Below are 22269 nucleotides of genomic sequence, written 5' to 3' on the forward strand. Positions count from 1 at the left end.
TGACATAACTACACCTCGAATTTCGACTTTTATAACTATATTATACTATATTTTTACTATTTGAGGTGTAGAAACCTTTGTTTTCACACAGTCTGTCGTCTGCCTCTCCACTTTCTCGCCTTAAAGTGGAGCTCTCAGCAAAGTTCCACTTTCAGCTTTTCGCTATTTTTAATTCGACAATACAAATCCTTCTTCTTCAGGCTTATAAATATACACTTCTCCTGTTTCAATAATATAGTGCCAACCACTTAATTGCAATCTTCCACTATTTACCCTTTCTACTATATAGGGATAGGTCCCCAAATTCTTTAGTTGTTCTAGAACATTTCCCTGTTCCATCATCCATTTTCTAGCACCTGGTTCATTGTCTGGGATTTTATCTATGACTTTATTTCGGACAGGCTCAATAAGTTGTAACCATTTTTTCGTGTGCACAAAATCGCTATGATCTCCTATGCCCTTCAGGCTTGCTGCGCAACCACCGCAATTTGAATGTCCACAGACAATAATATTTTCAACATTAAGAGCAAGAACAGCGTATTCAATCGCGGACATAATCGATACATACTCTGAGGTTTCACTATATGGAGGCACAATATTGGCCACATTGCGGACGATAAATAGTTCCCCCGGTAGAGCTCCTGTAATCATATTAGGATGAATCCTAGAATCACAGCAGGTAATAAATAAAGTATGGGGATGTTGACTTGTCTTTAGGTCCCAGAAGAGCTCCTTGTGAGTTTCATAATCTTTTCTTCTAAAATTGATGATTCCATCTAATAACTTTTGCATGATTCCCCCTCCCAAAGGTCTTTGTTTTGTTTTCATACTATATATTAAACTATTTTTGTTAATTAATAAACTACTTTTTTGCTCTATAGTTTAAATAAGCACCTATTAAAATCAAAGTTACGCCTATCATGCTTAAATAATTTGGAATTTCACTCCATATAGAAATGCCGATAAATATCGAAAATACAGTATTTCCATAGGAATAGATAGAGAGATCTCCTGCTGGCGCATAAGAATAGGCAATTGTCATAAAATATTGTGCAAAAGTGGCGAATATACCTACTGTAAGCAAAACGATGAAATCAAATAAAGTAGGCATGACAAAACCACCAAAAAACATAAATGGAATCGTCAGCAATGTTGAAATACCTGTAAAATAAAATACGATAGCATTAGAAGTATCTGTCTTACTTAAATACCGTATCATAGTATAAGCAGAGGCTGCAAAAATAGCAGACAATAAACCTGCAATAGCTGGAATAACAGTATAGTCAAATTGAGGTTGAGATACAAACACTACTCCTACAAGAGCCAATACAATTGCCCCGATTTGTAGTTTTTTAATTTTTTCTCCTAAGAATAATACTGCAAATATTATGACGAAGAAAGGGTTTATTTGATTGAGTACGACGGCATCTGCTAAAGGCAAGTTTCCTAAAGCATAAAAATAAAAAACAACCCCTAAAAATCCTAATATTGCTCGGTAGCTTAGGTAGTTTGTATTATTTCCTTTAAACCCTTCTCCAGATTTAATAATAGCATGAGCCGATACAACTACACCTACAATATTTCGAAAAAATACTTTTTCCATAGTAGGAATATCTCCAGCAAATTTAACTGCAGCTGCCATTAAAGCAAAAAAAAGCGATGATGCCAACATATATGAAATACCTTTACTGCGATCTGACATAGTGTGCCTCCTTTATTTAAAAAGTTTCCATATACTTATATTATACCATTATAAAATTTATACGCTCTCAAAATGTGCCTTCCGCACTTTTTGAGAATTAAGGTATTCCTTTTGCGTCAAGATCCTTCGCTAGCGCTCCAGGATAACTCCTGTGGAGGCTTGGGGCAAAAGTAACATTTTCAACTATATTAAAAAAGTGCCCATCAGGCACTTAAAATAATTAGTAAAACAATATCATAATTAAAGTTAGTAAGGTTTTTCCGTCCAATCATTTAAAGCAAAAACATAGCTACGATAAATGTTGCTGCAAAACCGATCATAACAGGTCTGAAATTTTTTCTAGCAAGTTCGAGTGGACTAACATTGCAAATAGCAGCTACTGGTATAATTCCCCAAGGGATAATTGTTCCTCCACCAATCCAAATAGTGCTTAATTGTCCAAGACCTGCAAGCACCTCTAAATCAAATCCTCCGCCAGTGGCAAAAGCACTCGCTAAAGATCCTACTAAAGGAAGACCAGAAAATCCTGAGCCATCGAGACCTGTAATGGCTCCTACTAACATTTGAATACCTGCAACAGATAATATAGATAAATCTACAGCATTAGATAGATATAAACCTAAATCAGATAATAAACCCGTCGCATTTGGATCTAAAATCTTCTTTGCCATGTCTTCATTTCCAAGAAAGAAGAAAGCGCCAATAATGATTACAGGGGCAAATACTTTAATGCCAAAAATAAAGCCTTCTTTAATATAATCTGTAACTTTTTCTAAACAGTCACCAGGTTTATGGCAAATCATTGACACAAAACACATTATTAAAATAGCCGTACCTCCTACTAAAGCTGTTGCATCTCCACCTTTTAGCTGGTATTTGTACATAAAAAACACATCTAAAAGAAATATTAGTGGAGTGGCAATAGAAACAAAGATTAGACCAACACTGCGTTTTTTACAGGTTTCCTCAGAATTTTTTTCTATTTTATCTTCTAATATATCAATGGAGGTAATTGCACATTCCATTGCACCTGATTTCATGTCTTTTTTTAGCATAATAAAACTACAAATAACGGTTACTATGCTCATAGTTAACCACAGTGGAAAACTGTCCCTACTAAGTATTAAGGAATCGCTAATACCAGCTGCTTTAGCCGTTATTGCAGGAGCCCCCTGTATAAAAAAATCACTAGATAGGGCAATACCATGCCCAAAGATATTCATTGCTACTGCTGCCCAAATTGGCGATAAGCCTGCTTGTAGGGCAGCAGGTAACATAATAGCGCCTACTAGGGCCACAGCTGGTGATGGCCATATAAACCAGGAAAAAAAGAGCATAACGAAACCTAGTGCAAAAAAGGCAATCGTTGGACTTTTCATAATCTTTTTAATTGGTCGAATCATCACTTCATCAGCGCCAATATCTCGAAGAGCTCGACTCATAGCAATAACTAAAGAGATGACCACAATAATTCCCCAAAACTCGTTTCCCGAGGCAATAAGAGCATTATAAACTACTTGAACGCCCTTTATAAAACTCCCTGTATACATGGCTCCAATTACTAATATACCAATAATACAAGGTAGAAGAGTATCTTTTTTAAAGCCCATTGTTATAATGATCGTTAAAACAAAAAGATAATATACATAATGTAAAGCTGTTAATTGTATCATAATGGCCTCCCCAATTGATTTACAAGTACGAAATTTTAGCGCAATTGAGGCTTCTCTTCGACTATTTTATTTTCAAAAACATTTGATAAACCTGCATAGTGGACTCGATTCTCAATCTCTTGTACATCTGTAGAATATAATTGTAGCTCTTTCATTCTCTCGAAATACACAGAGCCTGAGAATGTAAACTTTTGTCCCATGCCTTCTTCTGTAGCCATAGCTTCTTTTACATAAGAAATAGCGTCACCTACCGCTAATTTATTTGGTAATTCAAGTAATTCCATACCTAAAGCATGACGCACGCTATTGTGTCCAGCTAAAACGCCTGTACAAATAGCTTCTGTATGCCCAACAAGTAAACCTGCTTTTTCACCAGCACAGAATAAATTGCTTAGCCCGTCTACTTTAAGAGCATTGCTTCTTGGAGCCATACTCATGTATCTCATAGAATTCCCCTCACCACCTGCATACGGATCTTCATATCTAGCATTTTCAAAGCCAGGAATTTGGCGAAGTCTTTCTAGTGAATAAAAAGGTGTCATAAGCTTCGCATGGCCAGTATCTAGTAAAATGATATTGTCTTTAAAGGCTGGCAGCGCATACTGTTGACATGCTTTTACGCCAAGGTGATCTTCTTTTAAATTTTCAGGCACTGGAATAACAGCTACTCCCGTTTCATTTAATGTATCTTGTATCTCTTGAGATAATGATTCTTTATACAGTTTACAAGAACCACTCATAGCACCCACTGTCCCATTCGCCTTTTTACCAATCATCTCTTTAACGCCAGCTAAACCTGCTAAGCTAACACGGCCACCAAAGCTAGGACATCTTAAAATACACATTGCGCAGCCGTTTCCATATTTTACACAATTGTTCATAGGTCCAGCAGTACCTGTTGTATCTACAAATACATCTCCTTCAAAAATGCGACCCCTTTGATCTTCTACAGATAGGATTCTGTCTTCTTTCATGTGAATATTGTTTACTCTTCCTTGAAAGACGACTTCAACACCTAAATGAAGTAAATGATTGAGAACCTCTCCGTGAGTTGATGCAATATCATATAAACTTGCGTGTTTATGCCCAGGAAATTCAATACTTTTATGTCTGGCGGTCTTATCACATATTGTAAATAAATCTCCTCCACCCATAGCAATTAATTCTTCTGTTGCAGTAAATCGGCCATTATTTCTCATAATTCCGCCAACAAGTCCTGTCCCTAAGAGCATGTCTGTTCTCTCTAAAAGGGTTACTTCTGCACCTACTTTTTTAGCTCCTACTGCAGCTGCACAACCAGCCCAGCCTCCACCAATTACAATTACTTTTGTCAATGTATTTCCTCCTGTTGTTTGTTTTTTATAAATATCTTTTGAACCTCATAATAATAAGCGCCTTTGGCGCTTTAGTTCTAAGTTGTAAGTTCTATGTAAAACCTTCAGGTCACTAGTAGTGACCGTTACCTTTGATTATTTGCACTTGAATAAGAACTTTCTCAATATAGAGGGTTTCGCTTTGCTATTAAACGACAAAAACAGGCATTGGTAAGTACCAATGCCTGTTTTCTAGTTATGAATATCCCGAAATCAAACAAGATAGCACTCCACCTGCAATCGGTGACAGTCACAAAGTTATTCACCTTGTGCCCAGAAATAAGCAGTAGAGACTACTTATTTCTTCGGTGCTCTCCCCTTTCTTTAAGCTTTATCGACCCTCTACAGCCTCCACTTAAATACTCTTGTCAAGCACGCCTCTATCATGAAGCTTTTATTAAATTGTTTCTATGATAACATAATATTTGTGTTAATACAAGGATTTCATGTCCTTTGAATATATTCGATAAAGAGTCCTCCTAGAGCCCAGGGTCGGATCTTAAGACCCACGAAGCCAGCCTCTGAAGACTTTCCAATCCTTGAACAATTGTTTAACCATCGTTTCACTATTGTTCAACCATTGCTCGGCTACCGTTCACTAGCATTTAGCTCAGCTATCTTCACAATAACCTCTACTGCCTTTTTCATAGATTCTACTGGAATGTATTCAAATTTTCCATGAAAATTGTGTCCACCTGTAAAGATATTTGGACACGGTAATTCTTCAAAGGACAATCTAGCTCCATCTGTTCCTCCGCGGATTGGTTGAATTTTAGGCTCAACATGCACCTTTTCCATGGCCTCTTTTGCTAAGTCTACAATCTCTATAACGGGTTCGATTTTTTCTTTCATATTGTAGTATTGATCTCTAATATCTATTTGGATAATATGATCTCCGTACTTTATCTTTACTAGGCGAAGGATTTCTGATAAGAGCTTCTTTTTCTCTTCAAATAGCTCTCTATTATGGTCTCTAATAATATAGTAGATTTCTGTTTCTTCTACACTGCCTCTAAAGTCTGTCAAATGAAAAAAACCTTCGTAATCTTCTGTATACTGAGGCTTTTGATTTTCTGGTAGTAGCCGATTAATTTCCATTCCAATCTCAATAGAGTTGATCATCTTATTTTTAGCACTACCTGGATGAATATTTCTTCCCTGAATTTTTATTCTTGCCCCAGCAGCATTAAAATTTTCGTATTCTAACTCCCCTACTTCTCCACCATCTACTGTATAGGCGAAATCTGCAGCAAATTTCTTTACATCAAATAAATCGGCTCCCTTTCCAATTTCTTCATCGGGAGTAAATCCTATCTTAACAACTCCGTGTTTAATTTCAGGGTGCTCTATAAGGTATTCTATAGCAGTAAGGATTTCAGCAATCCCAGCTTTATCATCAGCTCCAAGTAGAGTATTTCCATCTGTAGTGATTAAAGTTTGCCCTATATATTCCTTTAATTCCGGAAAATCTTTTGGAGATAAGATGATCTGCTTTTCTTCATTTAATAAGATATCTTCACCTTCATAATTAACAACGATTTGCGGATTGACATTTTCTCCAGATAGATCTGGGCTTGTATCCATATGAGCGATAAACCCAATAGTAGGTACCTCTTTATTTATATTAGAAGGCAAGGTTGCCATAACGTATCCATTTTCATCCAAAGAAATCTCTTCTAAACCTAATTCCTTCAACTCCTCCACTAATATCTTTGCTAAATCAAATTGACGTGAAGTGCTAGGGTGCGAATTAGATTCTGAGTCAGATGTAGTGTGTATCTTTACGTACTTTAAAAATCTTTCAACGATTTTTTCCATTCTAATATCTCCTTTATTTTTCTTTTGATATTAGTATACCATAATTTACTTGAACGATAGGTGAACGATGGTTAAACAGTAGTTGAATAATTGTAAATTTCCCCATCCAGCTCTTATAACTTTTCATTCAAAACTCACTAAGATAGATAAAAAGCGCCGAAGCGCTTTTCAATATAAAATGCTGACCGTTTATTTACCCTAAGTGCGGATGAAAGGAGCGAACACTTTGATTATATGCCTTTTCCTTTTCACGAGTTAACGGCACTTGACCCTTCATAGCGTAAAGTAAACGTCTTTCTACTTCTTGCCAATCGATTAAATCCCACCAGGCTTCAATGTAATCTCTTCTCTTGTTTTGATAATTTAAATAATAAGCGTGTTCCCACACATCACAAACTAGTATAGGAATACCACTCCATTGAGTGAGATTTTGATGCTTTCCAGCTTGTAAGATCTCTAATCGATTCCAAGTTGGTTGCCAAGATAAAACGCCCCATCCTGACCCTTCTACTTTATCAGATGCACTTATAAATTGATCTTTAAACTTTTGAAAGCTACCAAAGTACATATTGATTTGATTTAAGGTTTGAACTCCTACCTGTCTTGCTGCTCCTAAAGGAGCCATAATCGTCCAGTAAATGCTATGCAAGATATGACCAGAGCCATTAAAGGCTAGCTCGTTTTCCCAATATTTAATTAAATTATAATCCCCATTTTCTCTAGCTTCTACTAAATTAATTTCTGCATTATTTAAACCATCTACATAAGATTTATGATGTTTATCATGATGAATCCTAAGAGTCTCCTGACCTAATACCGGTTCCAAAGCATCATAAGAATAAGGCAATGGCGGTAGTACATGCTGTCCAGGAGGAATCATTCTAAATTCCATAAAAAGCACCTCCAATAGTTTTTTGTGCCATATTATTCTATTCATAGGTGTGAGAATGTGGAACACTAAAAAGGAAAGCCAAAAGCTGAAATTAAATGCGCCTAAAGGCAAGGTGTTTTTTTCGCATGCTGCTTTCAGTTAATATATATTTCTTTACACAAAAAAACACCTACCATACAGTAGATGTTATAAACTCTCACATTAATTATTGGCTGAGGCGGTAGGATTCGAACCTACGAATGATGGAGTCAGAGTCCATTGCCTTACCGCTTGGCGACGCCCCAATAGTGTCTAGAAAGAATACATTAATTACTGTACTCCTTTTTTTCAAAAAAATCAAGAGCTTTCCCGAGTTTTACCCCGTTTTTTACTATAAACAAAAAATGATATAAGGGATGATTACATGTATTTCGTAATACATCCCTTATATCTCGTACTCACTCGTCATGTAATTTTCCTTTCCTATGGCTAGTATTTACAAGGTCTAGGCTTTTTAAGGGTGATTTTCTTATAAGCTTTTCATATAGGGAATACCATTGAATCGGATTCGATTTGCAAGCTAAGTTTTAGATAGCATTGTCGTCATCCTTAGTTGCCAATCTATATCATCAGGTAAAAACCTGTCATAGAGTAGGCTCCTATATCACTAGGAGGTTAATACATTCCCTATTGATCATTTCCCTATACAATTTGCTTATAAAACAAACCACAGTTGCTTTATTTCCTATCCTTGTATTTCCTATCCTTGTATTTCTTATATACCCGATATCTTTTTAGTTAAACATATTTTTTGATTTAAAATTCTTTTTCAGACCAATAGGTTCTAACAATCGTTAAACAGAAGCTGAACCATTGTTAAGTAATAGCTCTTTAATCTCAAAACCATTCATAAAACTACAACCTAGTTAACTATCGTCGCCTCTAAAGTTCTTCTTCCAAACCGGAGAGCTTCTTGATGGCTGCTAAAGTAAATATCGATTCGATTTCCTTGAATAGCTCCTCCTCGATCTTCTACGACAAAGGTATTGCTAAAGTAAGGAATGTATACTTTTGTTCCAAAAGAATAATTCTTAGAAGCAGCAACAGTTCTTCCTTCTGCTGGAGAGATGCCTGATGCTGTAGTGCTTCCATCATATGGACCACAGCATTTATGACAAGAACAATATCCAGTGGCTTCAATTGTTATGGTTCTTCCTTTTACAGGAGTGTTTGTTGAAGATCTATTTGCCACTAATTTTGCCCTTTTACCTACTTCTTTGATTTCATCAACGGGATCAAGAGTTTTTTCATCTACTACTTCCCTGTTAAATTCTACTCCATCGTGATAGGTGGCCTTTTCCACAATGGTCTTTAATCCATCTACTCCCTTTTGGACAATTTTAAATTGTCCTTCCTCTAAAGAATTATTTTCTTTTACGATTTTTTCGTATTTAATTACGATTTCTGTGGTATCGAACTTTTCATCTACTCTCGTCACATGTATATTATCGCCTCTATTGACGCTTGCGTATAATGCGGGCTTGACAATATCATGGTCTTCTATGACAACATTTGCATCTTCTAAAATTTTTGCAACTTCCTTTTGTGTAGTGTATATTTCTCTGTACTCACCTTCAACGAAAATACGGACAGGTATAGCTCGGTCAATATTTATAACCGATCCGTCTTTTAACACTTCATTTCTTGCAGGCTTTACGATGTCTTCTTCTTTAACTGTGATTTGATTTGCTTTTAGCACTTCGGCTACGGTTTTATTTCCATTATATGCATATTGTACTTTTTGATTGTCTACCTCTATGATTACCTGCCGATACGAAAATATTAGAGCAAGCACAGCTGTCAAAACAAAAAGAGCAACTCCTATGAAGATCATTTTTTTTCTGATAAAGAAAAACCTAATGCATTCTAGGTTCACTATTCTTACCTCCTCAAATTAATTAAACATCTCGATTTCTTATCTGCAGTATTTTTACATATTCTTTACCTATTAAACATTATATTGTTACATATTTTATTTTATTCATAAAATCTTGACTTTTTGTAGACAAGAATAATATTTATAATAGAGTCTACAGATGTAAAATTTGGGTCTAATTAAAAAAATATATGATATTATATAAGGTACTCATTTTATGCCATAGATTAAAGTAGATATAGAAAGGAAGGTTTACATGAAGAAAGAGTGGTCTATTAGCAATGATAAAATTCTATTAAATTTCTCCATGAAATATTGCCGCACGGAAGAGCAAGTCCTAAATAGCGATGCCTTTAGAGGTGTTTTAGAGCACTTCTTAAAAAAGAATAAGGAACAACCTAATCGGATATATCGCCTTATAAGTGAGACCTTGCAAAAAAATGATCTTGAGAGACAAATCTTTGCAATTACAAAAATCACGAAGCTTCTTACTATTATGACTTCAAAAGAGATTTCTGAGTCTTTCCCTGAGTTTTCTGTTTTATATGAACATAAAGAAAAATTCAGACATTTAATTGAAGCTGTTTATAAGTACTGGAGAAGTATTGAAAGGTATTGTATTATTCAGGAAGAAAAGGGAACAGAAGGTTTACAAAACATCAATTTTATAGAATCAAAACAAAAATTTGATGAGCTTATTCTCAATATGTATCGAAAGATTACAAACAATTTGTCTATGACTACTCCTAGCGTTTACCGCCAAGTTCCAGCTGGTACAAATGTAGGCCTGATCGTTGGTCAAAGCATTTGGCCCATCCCTCGAGAATACGTGATTTTAAAAGATATACCCTTTATTAAAAACATCGTTATGGAAACGCCCTTTATCACTTATCCAAAGCGAAATACTCGTGATGGTTTTTTTACAGAAGTGTTTACAAATCCTATCCGTCGAGCTGGAATTAATACAGATCACTTTTTCTGTTATCCAGCAAAAATAGGGAACTTGCTAGCTTATATTTTTATACACCGAGATTTTTTAACTCAAGGAGTTTCTCTCTCTAATTTATTTCAGATGGCTACAGAGCAAGAAATTGCTGGACGCAAACCCGATTTACTTTACGTTTATGGAGGTCACGACTCTAACCGAGAACCTAAAGATGTGTTTTACGTAGACGAAGTGAATCAAATGATGGTTGGATTTGTAACCTTAAATGAGAAATACGATTATTTTGGCTATTTAAAAAAGATGAGCCTTACTTTACACAATATCTTACAACTAAGAAGAGGAAATCTACCTATTCATGGTGCTATGGTCAATATTGTAATGAAAAATGGCAAGAGTTCAAATATTGTCATCGTCGGCGATAGCGGTGCAGGAAAAAGTGAGAGCATTGAAGCTTTTAGAAGCTTATCTGAAGATTATATAAGTGACTTGACGATTATTTTTGATGATATGGGTACATTTCATATTGGCCGCAAAGAAAATAAAATTGTAGCCTATGGAACAGAAATTGGTGCTTTTGTTCGACTTGATGACTTGGATACAGGTTATGCTTTTAAAGAGCTAGACCGATCTATCTTTATGAATCCAGATAAAATCAATGCTCGATTAATCAATCCTGTAGCTACCTATAAAGATATTATGCAAGGGCTTCCTGTAGATATTTTGCTCTATGCAAATAATTACACTAAGGTAAAAGAAGATGAGTCTTGTATAGACCGTTTTAAAACCGTACAAGAGGCCATAGAAGTATTTAAAGCCGGTAGAAGAATGTCTAAGGGAACGACTACCGAAACAGGATTAACTACTTCCTATTTTGCTAATCCCTTTGGTCCACAACAAAAACAAGATCTTTGCGATCCTCTCATCGAAAAATTTTTTACAAAGGCCTTTGAAACAGGTATATTTGTAGGCCAATTAAAAACTCAACTAGGGATCCAAGGAAAGGAAAAATCCGGCCCTGAAAAGGCAGCTATTGATTTGTTTAAAGTGATTAACGAATAAAAATGTTGAGTTCACTAAACCTTTTGGACTATTATTTTCATTGTTAAAAAAAGACAGAGTTAAAAAAAGACAGAATCTCGTAGGAGATTCTGTCTTTTTCTTAACTTATTTTAATGTAATTAGTTTGCTTCTTTAATGATAATTTTTGAGTTGCCAAAATCAATATGTTTTACTTCACCTGATACAGAGCATTGTTCTCCGAACAAAGAAGTTAAAACTAATAAACCATTTTCCATTGCAATTTGAGAAACATTTTCCATTATAGGATTTAATTCATTGTTGTTGTTTTCTACAAAAGCTTTACCTAGACACATATATGAATCCTCCCTTTCAAGATTTGATTTCATTTTAAAAGAGTATTTTATAATAAAAGTTTTTAATATAATGCTTTTTTTATTATATGCCTTTTCCCCTCTTTAAATTCAGTATAATCCTAAAAGGTTCGACTGTCAATAAGAAACACGCTCCGCGAAGTTTCTCGCGGTTACGCCATAGTCGCCAAATGTTTGCGAGCAACCACTTGATTCATTATTTTGCGATAATAAGAAAGCACCACGCGGCGCTTTTCGTTACTCTACAATCATCGACACTCCATCAGAAACTACAGTGATTTTCCCATCCTTATTCCCGAGTATCTCATTCGCTTTTTCTAGGGCTTCTTCTATAGAGTGAGCTGGAATCATGTGCATATCTTGAATCATCTCGTCTGATGTGTCGGAAATATAGATGACCTTATTCTTTAGTAAAATCCGAACTAATATTTGGGTTTCCCATTGATCGGGTATCGTTTTTTCCCTAGGTGTTGCTAAAATTCCTTCCATTAACTTGCTTAAATCTTCTGTTTCTTGAAAAGTTTTGTAGAATTGTTCTCCCCCGTGACCGTCGTTAGATTTTGCTAGCATGATGATGACACCGCCTTCTTTTACTGTGGCTTCAGCTGCGGTCATACCTTTTACTCCCTGGTAAATATTTTGGTCTAGAGGGTATCCTCCATTTGTTGATATGGCAATATCTGCTGGAACACTTTGTACTTTGCACTGGCTATTTAAAAAGTTTCGCCCTTCTATATGGGCTAAGTCTACATCTCCTGCTACTGCATAGACCACTTCTTTTTGCGCATTGATAACTACATTGACGATAAAATCTAATCTAGCAGCCCTTGCAGCATAAAGCATATCTTTATGTAGAGGATTTCCTTCTATGACTCCAGCTCTAGCGTAATCACTTGCAATAAACTCTGCATTGTGATTGTACATGACTGTAGTCCTGCTAGCAATCCCTGGAAGAACGCTTTTTCTGCCACCAGAATAACCTGCAAAGAAGTGAGGTTCAATAAAGCCTTCTGAAATCAATAAATCTGCGTCAACTGCTAATTTGTTGATGATAAGATCTCCTCCAGATGGAAGGGTACCTATTTTTACTAGCATACTTTCATCTAAGCAATCGTGAACGTAAATATTTTCTTCTTCTACAATTTTAGGGCCAAATTTTGAAATGAGCTCTTCTTTAGTAGTACCTCTATGGCATCCCGTAGAAATTAAAATGGTAATCTCTGCATTTGGATTTCCTCGTCTGATTTCCTCTAACATCAAAGGCATAATAACTTTGCTAGGAACTGGCCTTGTGTGATCACTTGCAATGATAATAATTTTATTCTTGCCCACTGCAATATCTTTTAGCCTAGGAGTGCCTATTGGATTTTCAAGAGCTTCTACCACGAGCTCTTCTTGGCTCTTCTTAGGTTTATAATAATGCATATTTGATTCTAAGACAGCATTTAATCTGCTATCAGGGATATTCGCTTCCATAAAATCTTTTCCATATGGTAGTTTAATAATAGACATATTCTTTCCTCCTTTTTGTATTAACGATAGATAAATAGTGGTCAAATGATTGTTTAAATACTAAACTCAAGACGAATAAACAAGTATAGGCGTCCAGATAATGGACGCTTTTTTTAGAAGAACAGCCAACCTACTACCAGTATTTCAATGCCAAGTAGTAGGGTATATCCTATACAGTAAGGTAATGTAGTATTTAAAATTTTTCCCTCTTTTCCAACTAAGCTGGTAGCAGAAGCAGCAATAGCAATACTTTGCGGTGAGATCATCTTGCCTGCTGAGGCACCGACAGTATTGGCTGCTGCTAACCAAGCAGGATTAGCTCCTATTTGGAGAGCTGTTTGGGTTTGCAATGCGCCAAACAAAATATTAGAAGATGTATCACTGCCTGTTACAAAGGTTCCCAAAGCTCCAATTAATGGTGCAATAAGAGGATATGCGCTTCCCGCAATAGTAGCAATAGAGACGGCAATAACAGATACCATTCCACTGTAACCCATGAGTTTTGCCATAGCTACAATGCTTGAAACCACAACAATGGTTGGAATGAGTTGTTTAATAGAAGCTATAAAAGTCTCTACTAAATCATGAATTTTTCTTCCTTGCTTTCCTTGAATCAGTCCTCCTATGACTGCAGATAAAAACATCAATGTTCCTGGAGTAGTTAACCATTGTAAAGATACAGGCTTTCCACCAGGTCCGAAGTAAAGTTGGACTTTTGAAGCTATATTATGTAATGGTTTTAAGGCAGGTATTAAATTGACAGACATGATTAAGACGAAGAGCGCAATATATGGTGCCCAAGATTTAAGTTGTTGCTTACCAGTAATGACTTCTGCTTCGCTTACACCTGCAGCAATTTCTCGTTCATCTGGAAAACGCCAAACATTTTTAACAGGAAAAACTCGCACATATAAAATGATGGCTAGTAAGGATCCTAAAGAACCTACTATAGCTGCTAATTCTGGTCCCACATAAATAGCTACTAAAGTCTGAAGAACAGCAAAGATAAGCCCACTGATCAAGCACACCCCAAAGACGTCTTTTAATGTCTTAAAGGATTTTGTCAAGACGAGAACTAAGACAAATGGTAAAACGATTATAAAGAAAAATAATTGAAACGCCGTATAAGCAGATAATTGTTCTAAAGACAGTCCGGTTACCTCTGCAAGGGTAATAACTGGAATTCCTATTCCTCCAAAAGCTACTGGTACAGTATTGGCTATAAGGCAAATCACTGCTGCAAAGACCGGATTAAATCCCATACCTGCAAGTAAGCTAGCTGGTATAGCAACAGCAGTACCAAAGCCTGCAGATGCCTCTAAAAAGCCACCAAAAGCAAAAGCTAATATTAATACTTGGATTCTTTGGTCAGGAGATATGTTGGAAAGAGTCTTGTTAATCGTTCCCATAGCCCCTGTTTTTACTGTAATATTATAGGTAAAAATGGCTGCAATAATGACCCATATAATTGGCCACATAGCAGTAATTACCCCTTCTACTACAGCCTGACGCGCAAAATTTACAGGCATATTCCAAACAGTCACACTGAGTACAAAGGCAATAGCCATGGATAAAATAGTCGCCTTATAAGCTTTTATCTTTAAAATTGCTAAACAAACTAAAACACATAAAATTGGCAATAATGCTAAAATTGTCGATAAAAAGCCATTAGATAGTGGATCGTCAATTGGTTGCCACATAATAATCCTCCTTTTTAAAATAGCCATCAGCCGCCAACCTTCAGCTACCAGTAAACAAGCTACCTTCAGTAACAATAAAGGACCCGAAAGAAATACCCTAAGCCGGTGGCTGATCGCTTTTATTTAGTATAAACTCACTCTGTAATTAGAACCGAGCTTTCCAGGATTCATGATCTCATTTGGGTCAAAGGCTAACTTAATTCGTCTAAATAGTTCCATTCCCTTTTCGCCAAATTCTTCTTCAAGATATGGTAATTTTGCAAAGCCTATACCGTGTTCTCCTGATACAGCTCCACCCATTTCAAACGCTTTTTGATACATTCTTTCGAATACAGCGGCAGCTTTTTTATTCCAAGTTTCCTCGTCCATCTCGTCTCTTAATAGATATACATGAAGGTTTCCGTCTCCAGCATGGCCAAAACTGCTTATTCGAATATCACATTCTTTTTGGCATTGATCTGTAAAGATAATAAAGTCCGCTACTTTATTTCGAGGTACAACTACGTCACATTCATCCATTTGAGTAGTAGAAGCTTTAATGGCCTCTAAAAACGCACCTCTAGCAGTCCATAAGGAATCATGTCTTTCGTCTGTATCTGAAATAAGCACATCTAATGCGCCGCATTCTAAACAGATATCAGCTACTTTTTCATAGTTCATCTCAATTTCTTCTTTAGAATTGCCGTCAAACTGAAGCAAGAGATATGCATCAGAGGAATTATCCGGGAATTTCTTTCCTAAAAATTCTTCCGATGCTAAAATAACCTTTCCCTGCATAAACTCAATCGCTGTAGGGATGCTCTTTGACTTTATTATTTCTGGCACCGTTTTAATAGCGGAAGAAAGGTCTTTAAAAGGAACTAGTAAGCTCAATTTATGCTTTGGCAAAGGCAATAATTTTAAAATCAATTTGCTGATTACCCCAAGGGTTCCTTCTGAACCTACTACAAAGTCTTTTAAACTGTATCCTGAACTATTTTTAACGATTTTACCACCAAAGTTCATAACTGTGCCGTCTGGCATAACAAACTCTATACCCCTTACAAAGTCCCTAGTTACACCGTATTTTACCGCTCTCATACCTCCTGCATTAGTAGATACATTTCCACCTATAGAGGCGCTTTTCTCACCAGGATCTGGAGGATAAAATAAGTCGTGAGATTCTACAAAGGCAGTAAGATCCATAAGGAGTACCCCTGGCTCTACAGTTACTGTAAGATTCTCTTCATCCAGCTCTAATATATTATTCATCTTTTCTGTACTGAGCATAATTCCACCATAAAGGGCTACAGAACCACCTACTAGGCCTGTTCCTTGTCCTCTACTTGTAACTGGAATCCTGTTTTCGTTAGCATATTTTAGTATCTTGCTTATTTCTTGTGTGTTTTTGGGATACACTAACACCTCTGGATATCTTTCAATTCCAGCTAATTCATCTCCACTATAGTCATCATGTATATTGTTTTCTCCAACAAATAATCCTTCTTCTCCAACTATAGATAGTAAATAATTCACATCATTTTGATCAATCGCCTCATATTGCATAGTTGCCGTTGTCATCTTTTACCTCCTCTATTTCTTATTCCGAACAAACTCTAAGCTTTAAAATTCTTTACTTATACAAATACTTCTATTTTTTCCCTTTTTTCTAATTTCAATTTTTCTAGTAATTTTGGTATGACTTCATAAATATCCCCAACAACAGAATAATTAGCTATATTGAAGATTGGTGCATTAGGATCGGTGTTTATAGCAATGATTTGCTCTGAATTCTTCATTCCTGCTATAAATTGAACAGAACCGCTGACACCACAAGTAATAATTAATTTTGGTTTTACTGTTCTACCTGAAAGACCAATTTGCACTTTTGGATCGGTCCAGCCAGCTTCTATTAATGGTCTAGTACTTGCTACCATAGCCCCTAATTGATCTGCTAGCTCATAAATTATTGCAAGGTCTTCTTCTTTTTGAATGCCTTTACCTGCTACGACTAATACTTCTGCGTCTTCTATGTATTTTGCTTTTGGTTTTTCTTTGCTTTCTAATACAGTAATTCCAGATTTTAATAACTCTTTAGAAATAGAACAAATTTCAATAGTGCCTGCTCTTCTCTCGTCTTTCTCCATAGCAGAGAAGATCTTATAGCGAACTGTCGCAAATTGTGGTCTTTTATCTCGAGTTTTTATATGAGCCATAATATTTCCACCAAATGCTGGCCTAATCTGAGCTAAGTCCGTATTTTCATCGATGCTTAAGCTAGTACAGTCTGCAGTTAGGCCTGTTCTAAACCTAGCTGCTACTCTAGGAGCTAAACTTCTACCTACTGTTGTACCACCTACTAGGACTACAGAAGGCTTTTGATGCTTAATAAAGTCTTCAAAAACTGCTGCATAAGGTTCTACTCTATAGTCTTCTAACTCTTTTTCATCGTAAATATATACTCTATCCGCACCAAATTGAATTAATTCTCCTCCCTTATCGGCAATATTGTAACCTGCAAATAAGCATATTACTTCATGGTTAATCTCTTCTGCTAATTCCCGTGCTTTCCCCAAGAGTTCAAAAGTAACTGGATGTATTTTGCCATATGTATGCTCTACATAGACTACAACTCCATTCCAAAGAGACTTATCGATTTCTTCTCGTTCTTCATCTTCTACATATGTAAAATATTCTGGCTTTTCCTTTGTACAAATTTTGCACATTTTACATCCTGCGCTAATATCTAATTTTCCATCAATGTATTCTATAGCGCCAAAAGGACAAATCTCTTGAATTGCTGCTCCCTCTTGGGCACTAATCTCGCTTTTTTGAACAATCTCTATTTTTGCCATGATACCCCTCCTACAATATTTTTAACTCTACAATTTTGTCTGCAATTTTTGTTGCCAGCTCATCGGAAGTTCCTTCCCAGCTTTCCGTATTACTGTTTGAAGTTGGTGGGAATATACGAATGACTTGGGTAGCGGAACCATTCATGCCGTAGTGCATTTCATTTGAATCTTCAAAATCGCAAACGCCATAGGCCGTAATCTCTTTATTCTTTGTAGCTTTTTTGACCTTATAAGAAGGTAATCTCGGTTGATTTAAGTCTTTATCTACTGAAATGAGGCAAGGTAACTTTATTTCAATGGTTTGAATCATAGTAGGCATGTCTACATCTACTACCAAAGATTCTTTTTTTATTTCCTTGATTGCCAATATATTGTTGGCATGAGGAATATCTAATAATTCAGCAATTTCAGCACCTACTTGAGCTGTATCCCCGTCTGTAGTTTGTTTTCCACAGATGATCAAATCTGCCTTTCCAATTTTCTTTATTCCTTCTGACAAAGCTTTTGCCGTAGCCAGTACATCTGCTCCAGCGCATTTTCTGTCCGTTATTAAATATCCATGATCAGCACCTAATGTGAAGGCCTCATGTAAAATATCTGCAGCTTGATTTGGTCCCATAGTCACAACATTTATTGTAGCACCTGTCTGTTCTTTAATCTGAACAGCTCCCTCTATGGCAAATAAATCATAAGGATTAATTTTAGCGTCTACACCATCTCGCTTTAAATTTCCTGTCTCTTGATCAATTTCTACTTCTGAAGTACTTGGCACTTGTTTAATACACACTGTAATATCCATCTTTGCCCTCCCCTTTATTCATTCATTGCGTTTATACAATCTCTATGGAAACGTTTAATAAATTTTGAGAAAAATAAAACTAGCGCTAAGTTTGTATTTTTTCATTAATATACATTTTATAAGCTCATTTTATATGTTTATAAAAAAAAGATAAATGGCCTATAGACCATTTATCTTTTTCAAAATTTTGTTACGCGTAACATAAATAATATCCTTTTAAACCATCTTCTTTAGTTGAAAAGCAATGCTCAAAATTGCAAAGTCTCTAAGTTTCCTCATATCATAACCCGTTATTTCGTATAGTTTGTTAATTTTGTATTGAAGCGTATTTTTATGAATATAAAGTTCTTCTGATATCTTTTTAATGGATCCATTGTGTTTTTCATAAAGCCGTATAATTATTGAGTACTCTGTATATTCTTCCCTCTTTAAACCATTAAGGACCTTACCTACATATTCTCCTACAGTATTAGGCGAAATATTATTTAAGATAATTTCAAGGTCAAAATCTTCGTAATAGGTAATCTTCTCTTTTGAAATAAGTAGTGACCACTTTAAAGCGCTTATGGCTTTTAAATAGGAATTTCGAAGGGCATTCAGCTCCGTCTGGACATCTCCTATAGCGTATCTCATATTGAGGTTAAGCTTTTTATTTACAGCTTTGCTAATGCGACCAATCATTTCATTACAGTGTTCTCTAGAGCTATAGTCTATAATCGTAACGATATTGTTACCTGATAAAGAAATTATACAGTTGGTATTTTTCATGACAGATCGAAAAATCCTAAGAACTTTATCTTTATTATGAAATCTCTTGATTTCGTGTCCAACTATAGTAGAGGCTATGACAGTGCGAGAAATTTTATTTTTAATTCCATATAAGCTTTCATAGCGAACAATTTGTCTCTTATCTATTTGCCTTTCTGAATAAAGAAGAGCATCCATAATCAATTTATCTCTTTCAATTTCGTTGTCTTCTACATCTTTATTGTAACCCTCTTTGATGAGAATCTCTGTCAAACGCTTGATAATCTTCACGTATTTCATGACTTCGTCGCTATTTCCAGTAATGCCAATGACGCCAACGATGATGTTATTTAATTTTACAGGCATATTAATGCCTTTTTTGGCTCCTTCATATTCATTGTCACTATAAATAATTAAGTCAGACCCCGTTTTTGCAACCTTTTTACCTCCACGGTGAACTTGACCTTTTCGGGACTTGTCTGTAGAAGCAATAATGACCCCATCTGTATTCATGTAAATCAAGTCTTGTTCCACAACGGCTTTCATCTCATTGAGAATGTTTTGCAAGTAATTTTCCGATATATATGTATTCCCACTATTCAAGACCCTTCCTCCTTTACTTACTCTTAGTATCACTATATCACTTTTGAAAAGTAGGATGCTAGATGCTTGAAATTCGTTTATAGATTTTAGAATTGAGTTTCTCTTTATTGCAGGAATTTCCACATAAGGTATAATAAAGGTATACATTTTAAGTAAAGAAGGGTCAAGTATGTTTTTTATAGGAATTATGGGAGTAGATACAAAGGCAAAAGAAATTAAAGATATACACAATATTACCTGCAAATATTGTGGGAGACTAGGAATGTATAAGTTTATAAAACAATACAATTACTTTCATTTCTTTTTTATCCCCTTGTTTCGTTGGGGAGTAAAATATTTTTTAGTCAGCAGATGTTGCCATAGCGTCTTTTCTATATCAAAAGAGAAGGGAAAAAGGCTAGAAGATGGAACAGATGGTTTTGTAGACTCAGATGAATTACACTACGAGGATAATAATAGAGGACAAACTAGAAATAGTTGCCCTCATTGTGGAAATATGATTGACGCTTCCTTTGATTACTGTCCACGGTGTGGGAATAAGGCTAGGTAGGTGGTAAGGTGGTAAGGAAAACCATCGTCGCCTAAAGGGGAGACGGTTTTCCTTTCCGCTATCAGCATTCAGCTTTTGAGGTTTTTCCCGTCCAACCGACCAACCGCCCAACGAACCAACCCAATTACGCCAACAAACTAAAATACAATATAACCACAATCCCCAATACAATTCGATAATACCCAAAAGCTTTAAAGTCATTTCTCTTAATATAGCCTATTAAGAATTTAATCGCTATAATGGAAACTAGAAAAGATATGAAGGTTCCCGTCAGTAAGATGATTAGCTCTGCGCTTGTAAATACCAATCCGAACTTACGTAGCTTTAAAAGACTTGCTCCAAACATCACTGGAATGGCCAAGAAAAAGGTAAATTCTGTAGCTACAAATCTTGATGTTCCTACTAACATTCCACCTATGATCGTAGCTCCTGATCTAGAGGTTCCTGGAATCAAAGATAACAATTGAAACAGTCCAATTTTAAAAGCTGTAGCGTATGTAAGTTGTGAAAAATCGTTGATTGCAGGTTTGTAGTAGTTTTTCTTATTTTTGTTTTCGATTAATATAAACCATATACCGTAAACGATCAATGTAATAGACACTGTTTGGTAATTATAAAACAATTCATCGATTAGATCATCAAACAACAAACCAATAACAGCTGCCGGTAAACAAGCTACTACAACTTTAAACCATAATGTCCACGTTTCATTTTTTTCTCTTGCTGTTTTCTTTGAAGAGAAGGGATTTAGTTTATTAAAATACAATAACACTACAGCTAGAATAGCTCCTAATTGAACAACTACAAAAAACATCTCTTTAAACTCTGCTGACATATTTAATTGAATAAATTCATCTGCAAGTATCATATGACCTGTGCTACTAATGGGAAGCCACTCTGTTATGCCTTCAATCACACCTAAAATAATGGCTTTTAGGATTTCAATAAATTCCATAATCTGTCTCCTTTATATTATATAATCCTTTCATTACTATTCCGTAAGGTATACAAAAACCTTACGGAATAAAGTTTCACTTTATTATATAATACTCTATGACAAATCACAAAAAATATTATCTTACTTATCCGCAATTTTACTTAAGAAATTATAAATACTTTTTAAGGTTTCTTTATTGATTCAATGATCTTTTTCTCTACTTCAAACCAATTAATAAGATTCCACCAGTTTTCTAAATATTCTCGTCTTCCATATAATAAATTAGGGTACTCAGCCTCATCCTGTACATAACACGATAGAATGGGAATAATGGAGTTGTCTAAACATTTTCCCTCTTCTACTTGAAAAACCTTTAATTGCCCTACTTGTGGCAAATACATAAGTACACTCCAACCTGATCCAGAAAGAGTATCTGCTGCATTGATCAAGTGCTCCTTGAACTGGTTAAAATGTGCTAATGATTTTTTTATTAGTTTGATTGTTTTTGTTCCCGGATATCCCCCTAAACCTAATGGAGACATGATTGACCAGTAAACTTCATATAAAGAAAGGAGAAATTCTCCTTTTGTAATCTCCTCTTCCCAATAATCAAAGAATTGGTAGTTTTGTAAATTTTCTTTCGTTTGGGCAAGAGTATATTGAGAATCATTTAAATGTTTTACACATTTTTCATAATCAGAATAAAACTTTTTTAGCATGCTTTTTGTTATAATTGGTACTAATTCATCATATTCATAAGGCAGAGCCTTTGCCTCGTATATTATTTTCGGTTTTATAACGGATTCTATACTCATAAAGAATACCTCCTAACAGATCTTTACTCTATTAGTATATTCCATGAGAAGATTACTGTGAA

At 35.5% G+C, this 22269-nt stretch carries 18 protein-coding genes, 1 tRNA gene and 1 riboswitch; of the genes, 2 read left to right on the plus strand and 17 right to left on the minus strand.

Features of this window, described 5'->3' with window-relative positions; all coding sequences use genetic code 11:
* Positions 1-168: 168 nt before the first annotated feature.
* The 8 genes from DES36_RS02650 to DES36_RS02685 all read right to left on the minus strand — a co-directional run bounded on the left by DES36_RS02650 (position 169) and on the right by DES36_RS02685 (position 9373).
* On the minus strand, positions 169-792 hold the full coding sequence (locus DES36_RS02650) for a carbonic anhydrase (protein WP_113919678.1): 624 nt from the start codon (positions 790-792) through the stop codon (positions 169-171).
* 70 nt (positions 793-862) lie between these two features.
* Positions 863-1702 carry a DMT family transporter gene (locus tag DES36_RS02655; RefSeq protein WP_113919679.1) on the minus strand — a complete coding sequence of 280 codons (840 nt, stop codon included), beginning with the start codon at positions 1700-1702 and terminating at the stop codon, positions 863-865.
* Between the two features lie 272 nt (positions 1703-1974).
* Complete coding sequence (locus tag DES36_RS02660) at positions 1975-3375, minus strand: hypothetical protein (RefSeq protein ID WP_113919680.1); 1401 nt, start codon at positions 3373-3375, stop codon at positions 1975-1977.
* 35 nt (positions 3376-3410) lie between these two features.
* Complete coding sequence (locus DES36_RS02665) at positions 3411-4709, minus strand: FAD-dependent oxidoreductase (protein WP_113919681.1); 1299 nt, start codon at positions 4707-4709, stop codon at positions 3411-3413.
* 254 nt (positions 4710-4963) lie between these two features.
* Positions 4964-5139: riboswitch (Lysine riboswitch) on the minus strand.
* 197 nt (positions 5140-5336) lie between these two features.
* Positions 5337-6566 carry a peptidase T gene (gene pepT, locus DES36_RS02670; RefSeq protein WP_113919682.1) on the minus strand — a complete coding sequence of 410 codons (1230 nt, stop codon included), beginning with the start codon at positions 6564-6566 and terminating at the stop codon, positions 5337-5339.
* A 193-nt stretch (positions 6567-6759) separates the two neighbouring features.
* A complete protein-coding gene (locus DES36_RS02675; RefSeq protein WP_113919683.1) occupies positions 6760-7458 on the minus strand; it encodes a superoxide dismutase in 699 nt (232 codons plus the stop codon).
* 209 nt (positions 7459-7667) lie between these two features.
* Positions 7668-7742, minus strand: a tRNA-Gln gene (locus DES36_RS02680).
* A gap of 617 nt (positions 7743-8359) precedes the next feature.
* Positions 8360-9373: a 3D domain-containing protein gene (locus DES36_RS02685; protein WP_113919684.1), complete on the minus strand. Its 1014-nt coding sequence runs from the start codon at positions 9371-9373 to the stop codon at positions 8360-8362.
* A 256-nt stretch (positions 9374-9629) separates the two neighbouring features.
* Between DES36_RS02685 and DES36_RS02690 the strand changes: the two genes are divergently transcribed.
* Positions 9630-11378, plus strand: coding sequence for a phosphoenolpyruvate carboxykinase (locus DES36_RS02690; RefSeq protein WP_113919685.1), 1749 nt, complete (start codon positions 9630-9632; stop codon positions 11376-11378).
* A gap of 119 nt (positions 11379-11497) precedes the next feature.
* Here the strand turns inward: DES36_RS02690 and DES36_RS02695 are convergent, their stop codons facing one another.
* From DES36_RS02695 to DES36_RS02725, 7 genes are all read right to left on the minus strand, one after another.
* On the minus strand, positions 11498-11692 hold the full coding sequence (locus DES36_RS02695; protein ID WP_170128148.1) for a CooT family nickel-binding protein: 195 nt from the start codon (positions 11690-11692) through the stop codon (positions 11498-11500).
* A gap of 255 nt (positions 11693-11947) precedes the next feature.
* Positions 11948-13222 (minus strand): nickel-dependent lactate racemase, encoded by a 1275-nt coding sequence (gene larA, locus DES36_RS02700; RefSeq protein WP_113919687.1) that lies wholly within the window; start codon positions 13220-13222, stop codon positions 11948-11950.
* Between the two features lie 113 nt (positions 13223-13335).
* Positions 13336-14922 carry an L-lactate permease gene (locus tag DES36_RS02705; protein ID WP_113919688.1) on the minus strand — a complete coding sequence of 529 codons (1587 nt, stop codon included), beginning with the start codon at positions 14920-14922 and terminating at the stop codon, positions 13336-13338.
* 123 nt (positions 14923-15045) lie between these two features.
* Positions 15046-16467: an FAD-binding oxidoreductase gene (locus tag DES36_RS02710; protein WP_113919857.1), complete on the minus strand. Its 1422-nt coding sequence runs from the start codon at positions 16465-16467 to the stop codon at positions 15046-15048.
* Between the two features lie 71 nt (positions 16468-16538).
* Positions 16539-17756, minus strand: a complete 1218-nt coding sequence (locus DES36_RS02715; RefSeq protein WP_113919689.1) for an electron transfer flavoprotein subunit alpha/FixB family protein — start codon at positions 17754-17756, stop codon at positions 16539-16541.
* Between the two features lie 10 nt (positions 17757-17766).
* Complete coding sequence (locus DES36_RS02720) at positions 17767-18555, minus strand: electron transfer flavoprotein subunit beta/FixA family protein (protein ID WP_113919690.1); 789 nt, start codon at positions 18553-18555, stop codon at positions 17767-17769.
* 216 nt (positions 18556-18771) lie between these two features.
* The gene (locus DES36_RS02725; protein WP_170128149.1) at positions 18772-19905 is read right to left on the minus strand and encodes a CdaR family transcriptional regulator; all 1134 of its coding nucleotides are present in this window, start codon (positions 19903-19905) and stop codon (positions 18772-18774) included.
* A 169-nt stretch (positions 19906-20074) separates the two neighbouring features.
* Here DES36_RS02725 and DES36_RS02730 point away from each other — a divergent pair, with 169 nt between their 5' ends.
* Entirely contained in the window at positions 20075-20455 is a 381-nt protein-coding gene (locus DES36_RS02730; protein ID WP_113919692.1) for a zinc ribbon domain-containing protein, read from the plus strand.
* Between the two features lie 124 nt (positions 20456-20579).
* Here the strand turns inward: DES36_RS02730 and DES36_RS02735 are convergent, their stop codons facing one another.
* Positions 20580-21410 carry an undecaprenyl-diphosphate phosphatase gene (locus tag DES36_RS02735; RefSeq protein ID WP_113919693.1) on the minus strand — a complete coding sequence of 277 codons (831 nt, stop codon included), beginning with the start codon at positions 21408-21410 and terminating at the stop codon, positions 20580-20582.
* Between the two features lie 164 nt (positions 21411-21574).
* Complete coding sequence (locus DES36_RS02740; protein ID WP_113919694.1) at positions 21575-22207, minus strand: Fe-Mn family superoxide dismutase; 633 nt, start codon at positions 22205-22207, stop codon at positions 21575-21577.
* Between the last annotated feature and the right edge of the window lie 62 nt (positions 22208-22269).

Origin of the sequence: Alkalibaculum bacchi (genome assembly GCF_003317055.1) — a bacterium.
Taxonomy (GTDB): Bacteria; Bacillota; Clostridia; order Eubacteriales; family Alkalibacteraceae; genus Alkalibaculum; species Alkalibaculum bacchi.

What these genes read in the sequence shown, in the direction of transcription:
- DES36_RS02675 (WP_113919683.1), bottom strand. Translation starts at nt 7,458, where the DNA reads ATGGAATTTAGAATGATTCCTCCTGGACAGCATGTACTACCGCCATTG.
- DES36_RS02705 (WP_113919688.1), bottom strand. Translation starts at nt 14,922, where the DNA reads ATGTGGCAACCAATTGACGATCCACTATCTAATGGCTTTTTATCGACA.
- DES36_RS02710 (WP_113919857.1), bottom strand. Translation starts at nt 16,467, where the DNA reads ATGCAATATGAGGCGATTGATCAAAATGATGTGAATTATTTACTATCT.
- DES36_RS02660 (WP_113919680.1), bottom strand. Translation starts at nt 3,375, where the DNA reads ATGATACAATTAACAGCTTTACATTATGTATATTATCTTTTTGTTTTA.
- DES36_RS02695 (WP_170128148.1), bottom strand. Translation starts at nt 11,692, where the DNA reads ATGTGTCTAGGTAAAGCTTTTGTAGAAAACAACAACAATGAATTAAAT.
- DES36_RS02715 (WP_113919689.1), bottom strand. Translation starts at nt 17,756, where the DNA reads ATGGCAAAAATAGAGATTGTTCAAAAAAGCGAGATTAGTGCCCAAGAG.
- DES36_RS02690 (WP_113919685.1), top strand. Translation starts at nt 9,630, where the DNA reads ATGAAGAAAGAGTGGTCTATTAGCAATGATAAAATTCTATTAAATTTC.
- DES36_RS02735 (WP_113919693.1), bottom strand. Translation starts at nt 21,410, where the DNA reads ATGGAATTTATTGAAATCCTAAAAGCCATTATTTTAGGTGTGATTGAA.
- DES36_RS02655 (WP_113919679.1), bottom strand. Translation starts at nt 1,702, where the DNA reads ATGTCAGATCGCAGTAAAGGTATTTCATATATGTTGGCATCATCGCTT.
- larA (WP_113919687.1), bottom strand. Translation starts at nt 13,222, where the DNA reads ATGTCTATTATTAAACTACCATATGGAAAAGATTTTATGGAAGCGAAT.
- pepT (WP_113919682.1), bottom strand. Translation starts at nt 6,566, where the DNA reads ATGGAAAAAATCGTTGAAAGATTTTTAAAGTACGTAAAGATACACACT.
- DES36_RS02730 (WP_113919692.1), top strand. Translation starts at nt 20,075, where the DNA reads ATGTTTTTTATAGGAATTATGGGAGTAGATACAAAGGCAAAAGAAATT.
- DES36_RS02650 (WP_113919678.1), bottom strand. Translation starts at nt 792, where the DNA reads ATGCAAAAGTTATTAGATGGAATCATCAATTTTAGAAGAAAAGATTAT.
- DES36_RS02720 (WP_113919690.1), bottom strand. Translation starts at nt 18,555, where the DNA reads ATGGATATTACAGTGTGTATTAAACAAGTGCCAAGTACTTCAGAAGTA.
- DES36_RS02740 (WP_113919694.1), bottom strand. Translation starts at nt 22,207, where the DNA reads ATGAGTATAGAATCCGTTATAAAACCGAAAATAATATACGAGGCAAAG.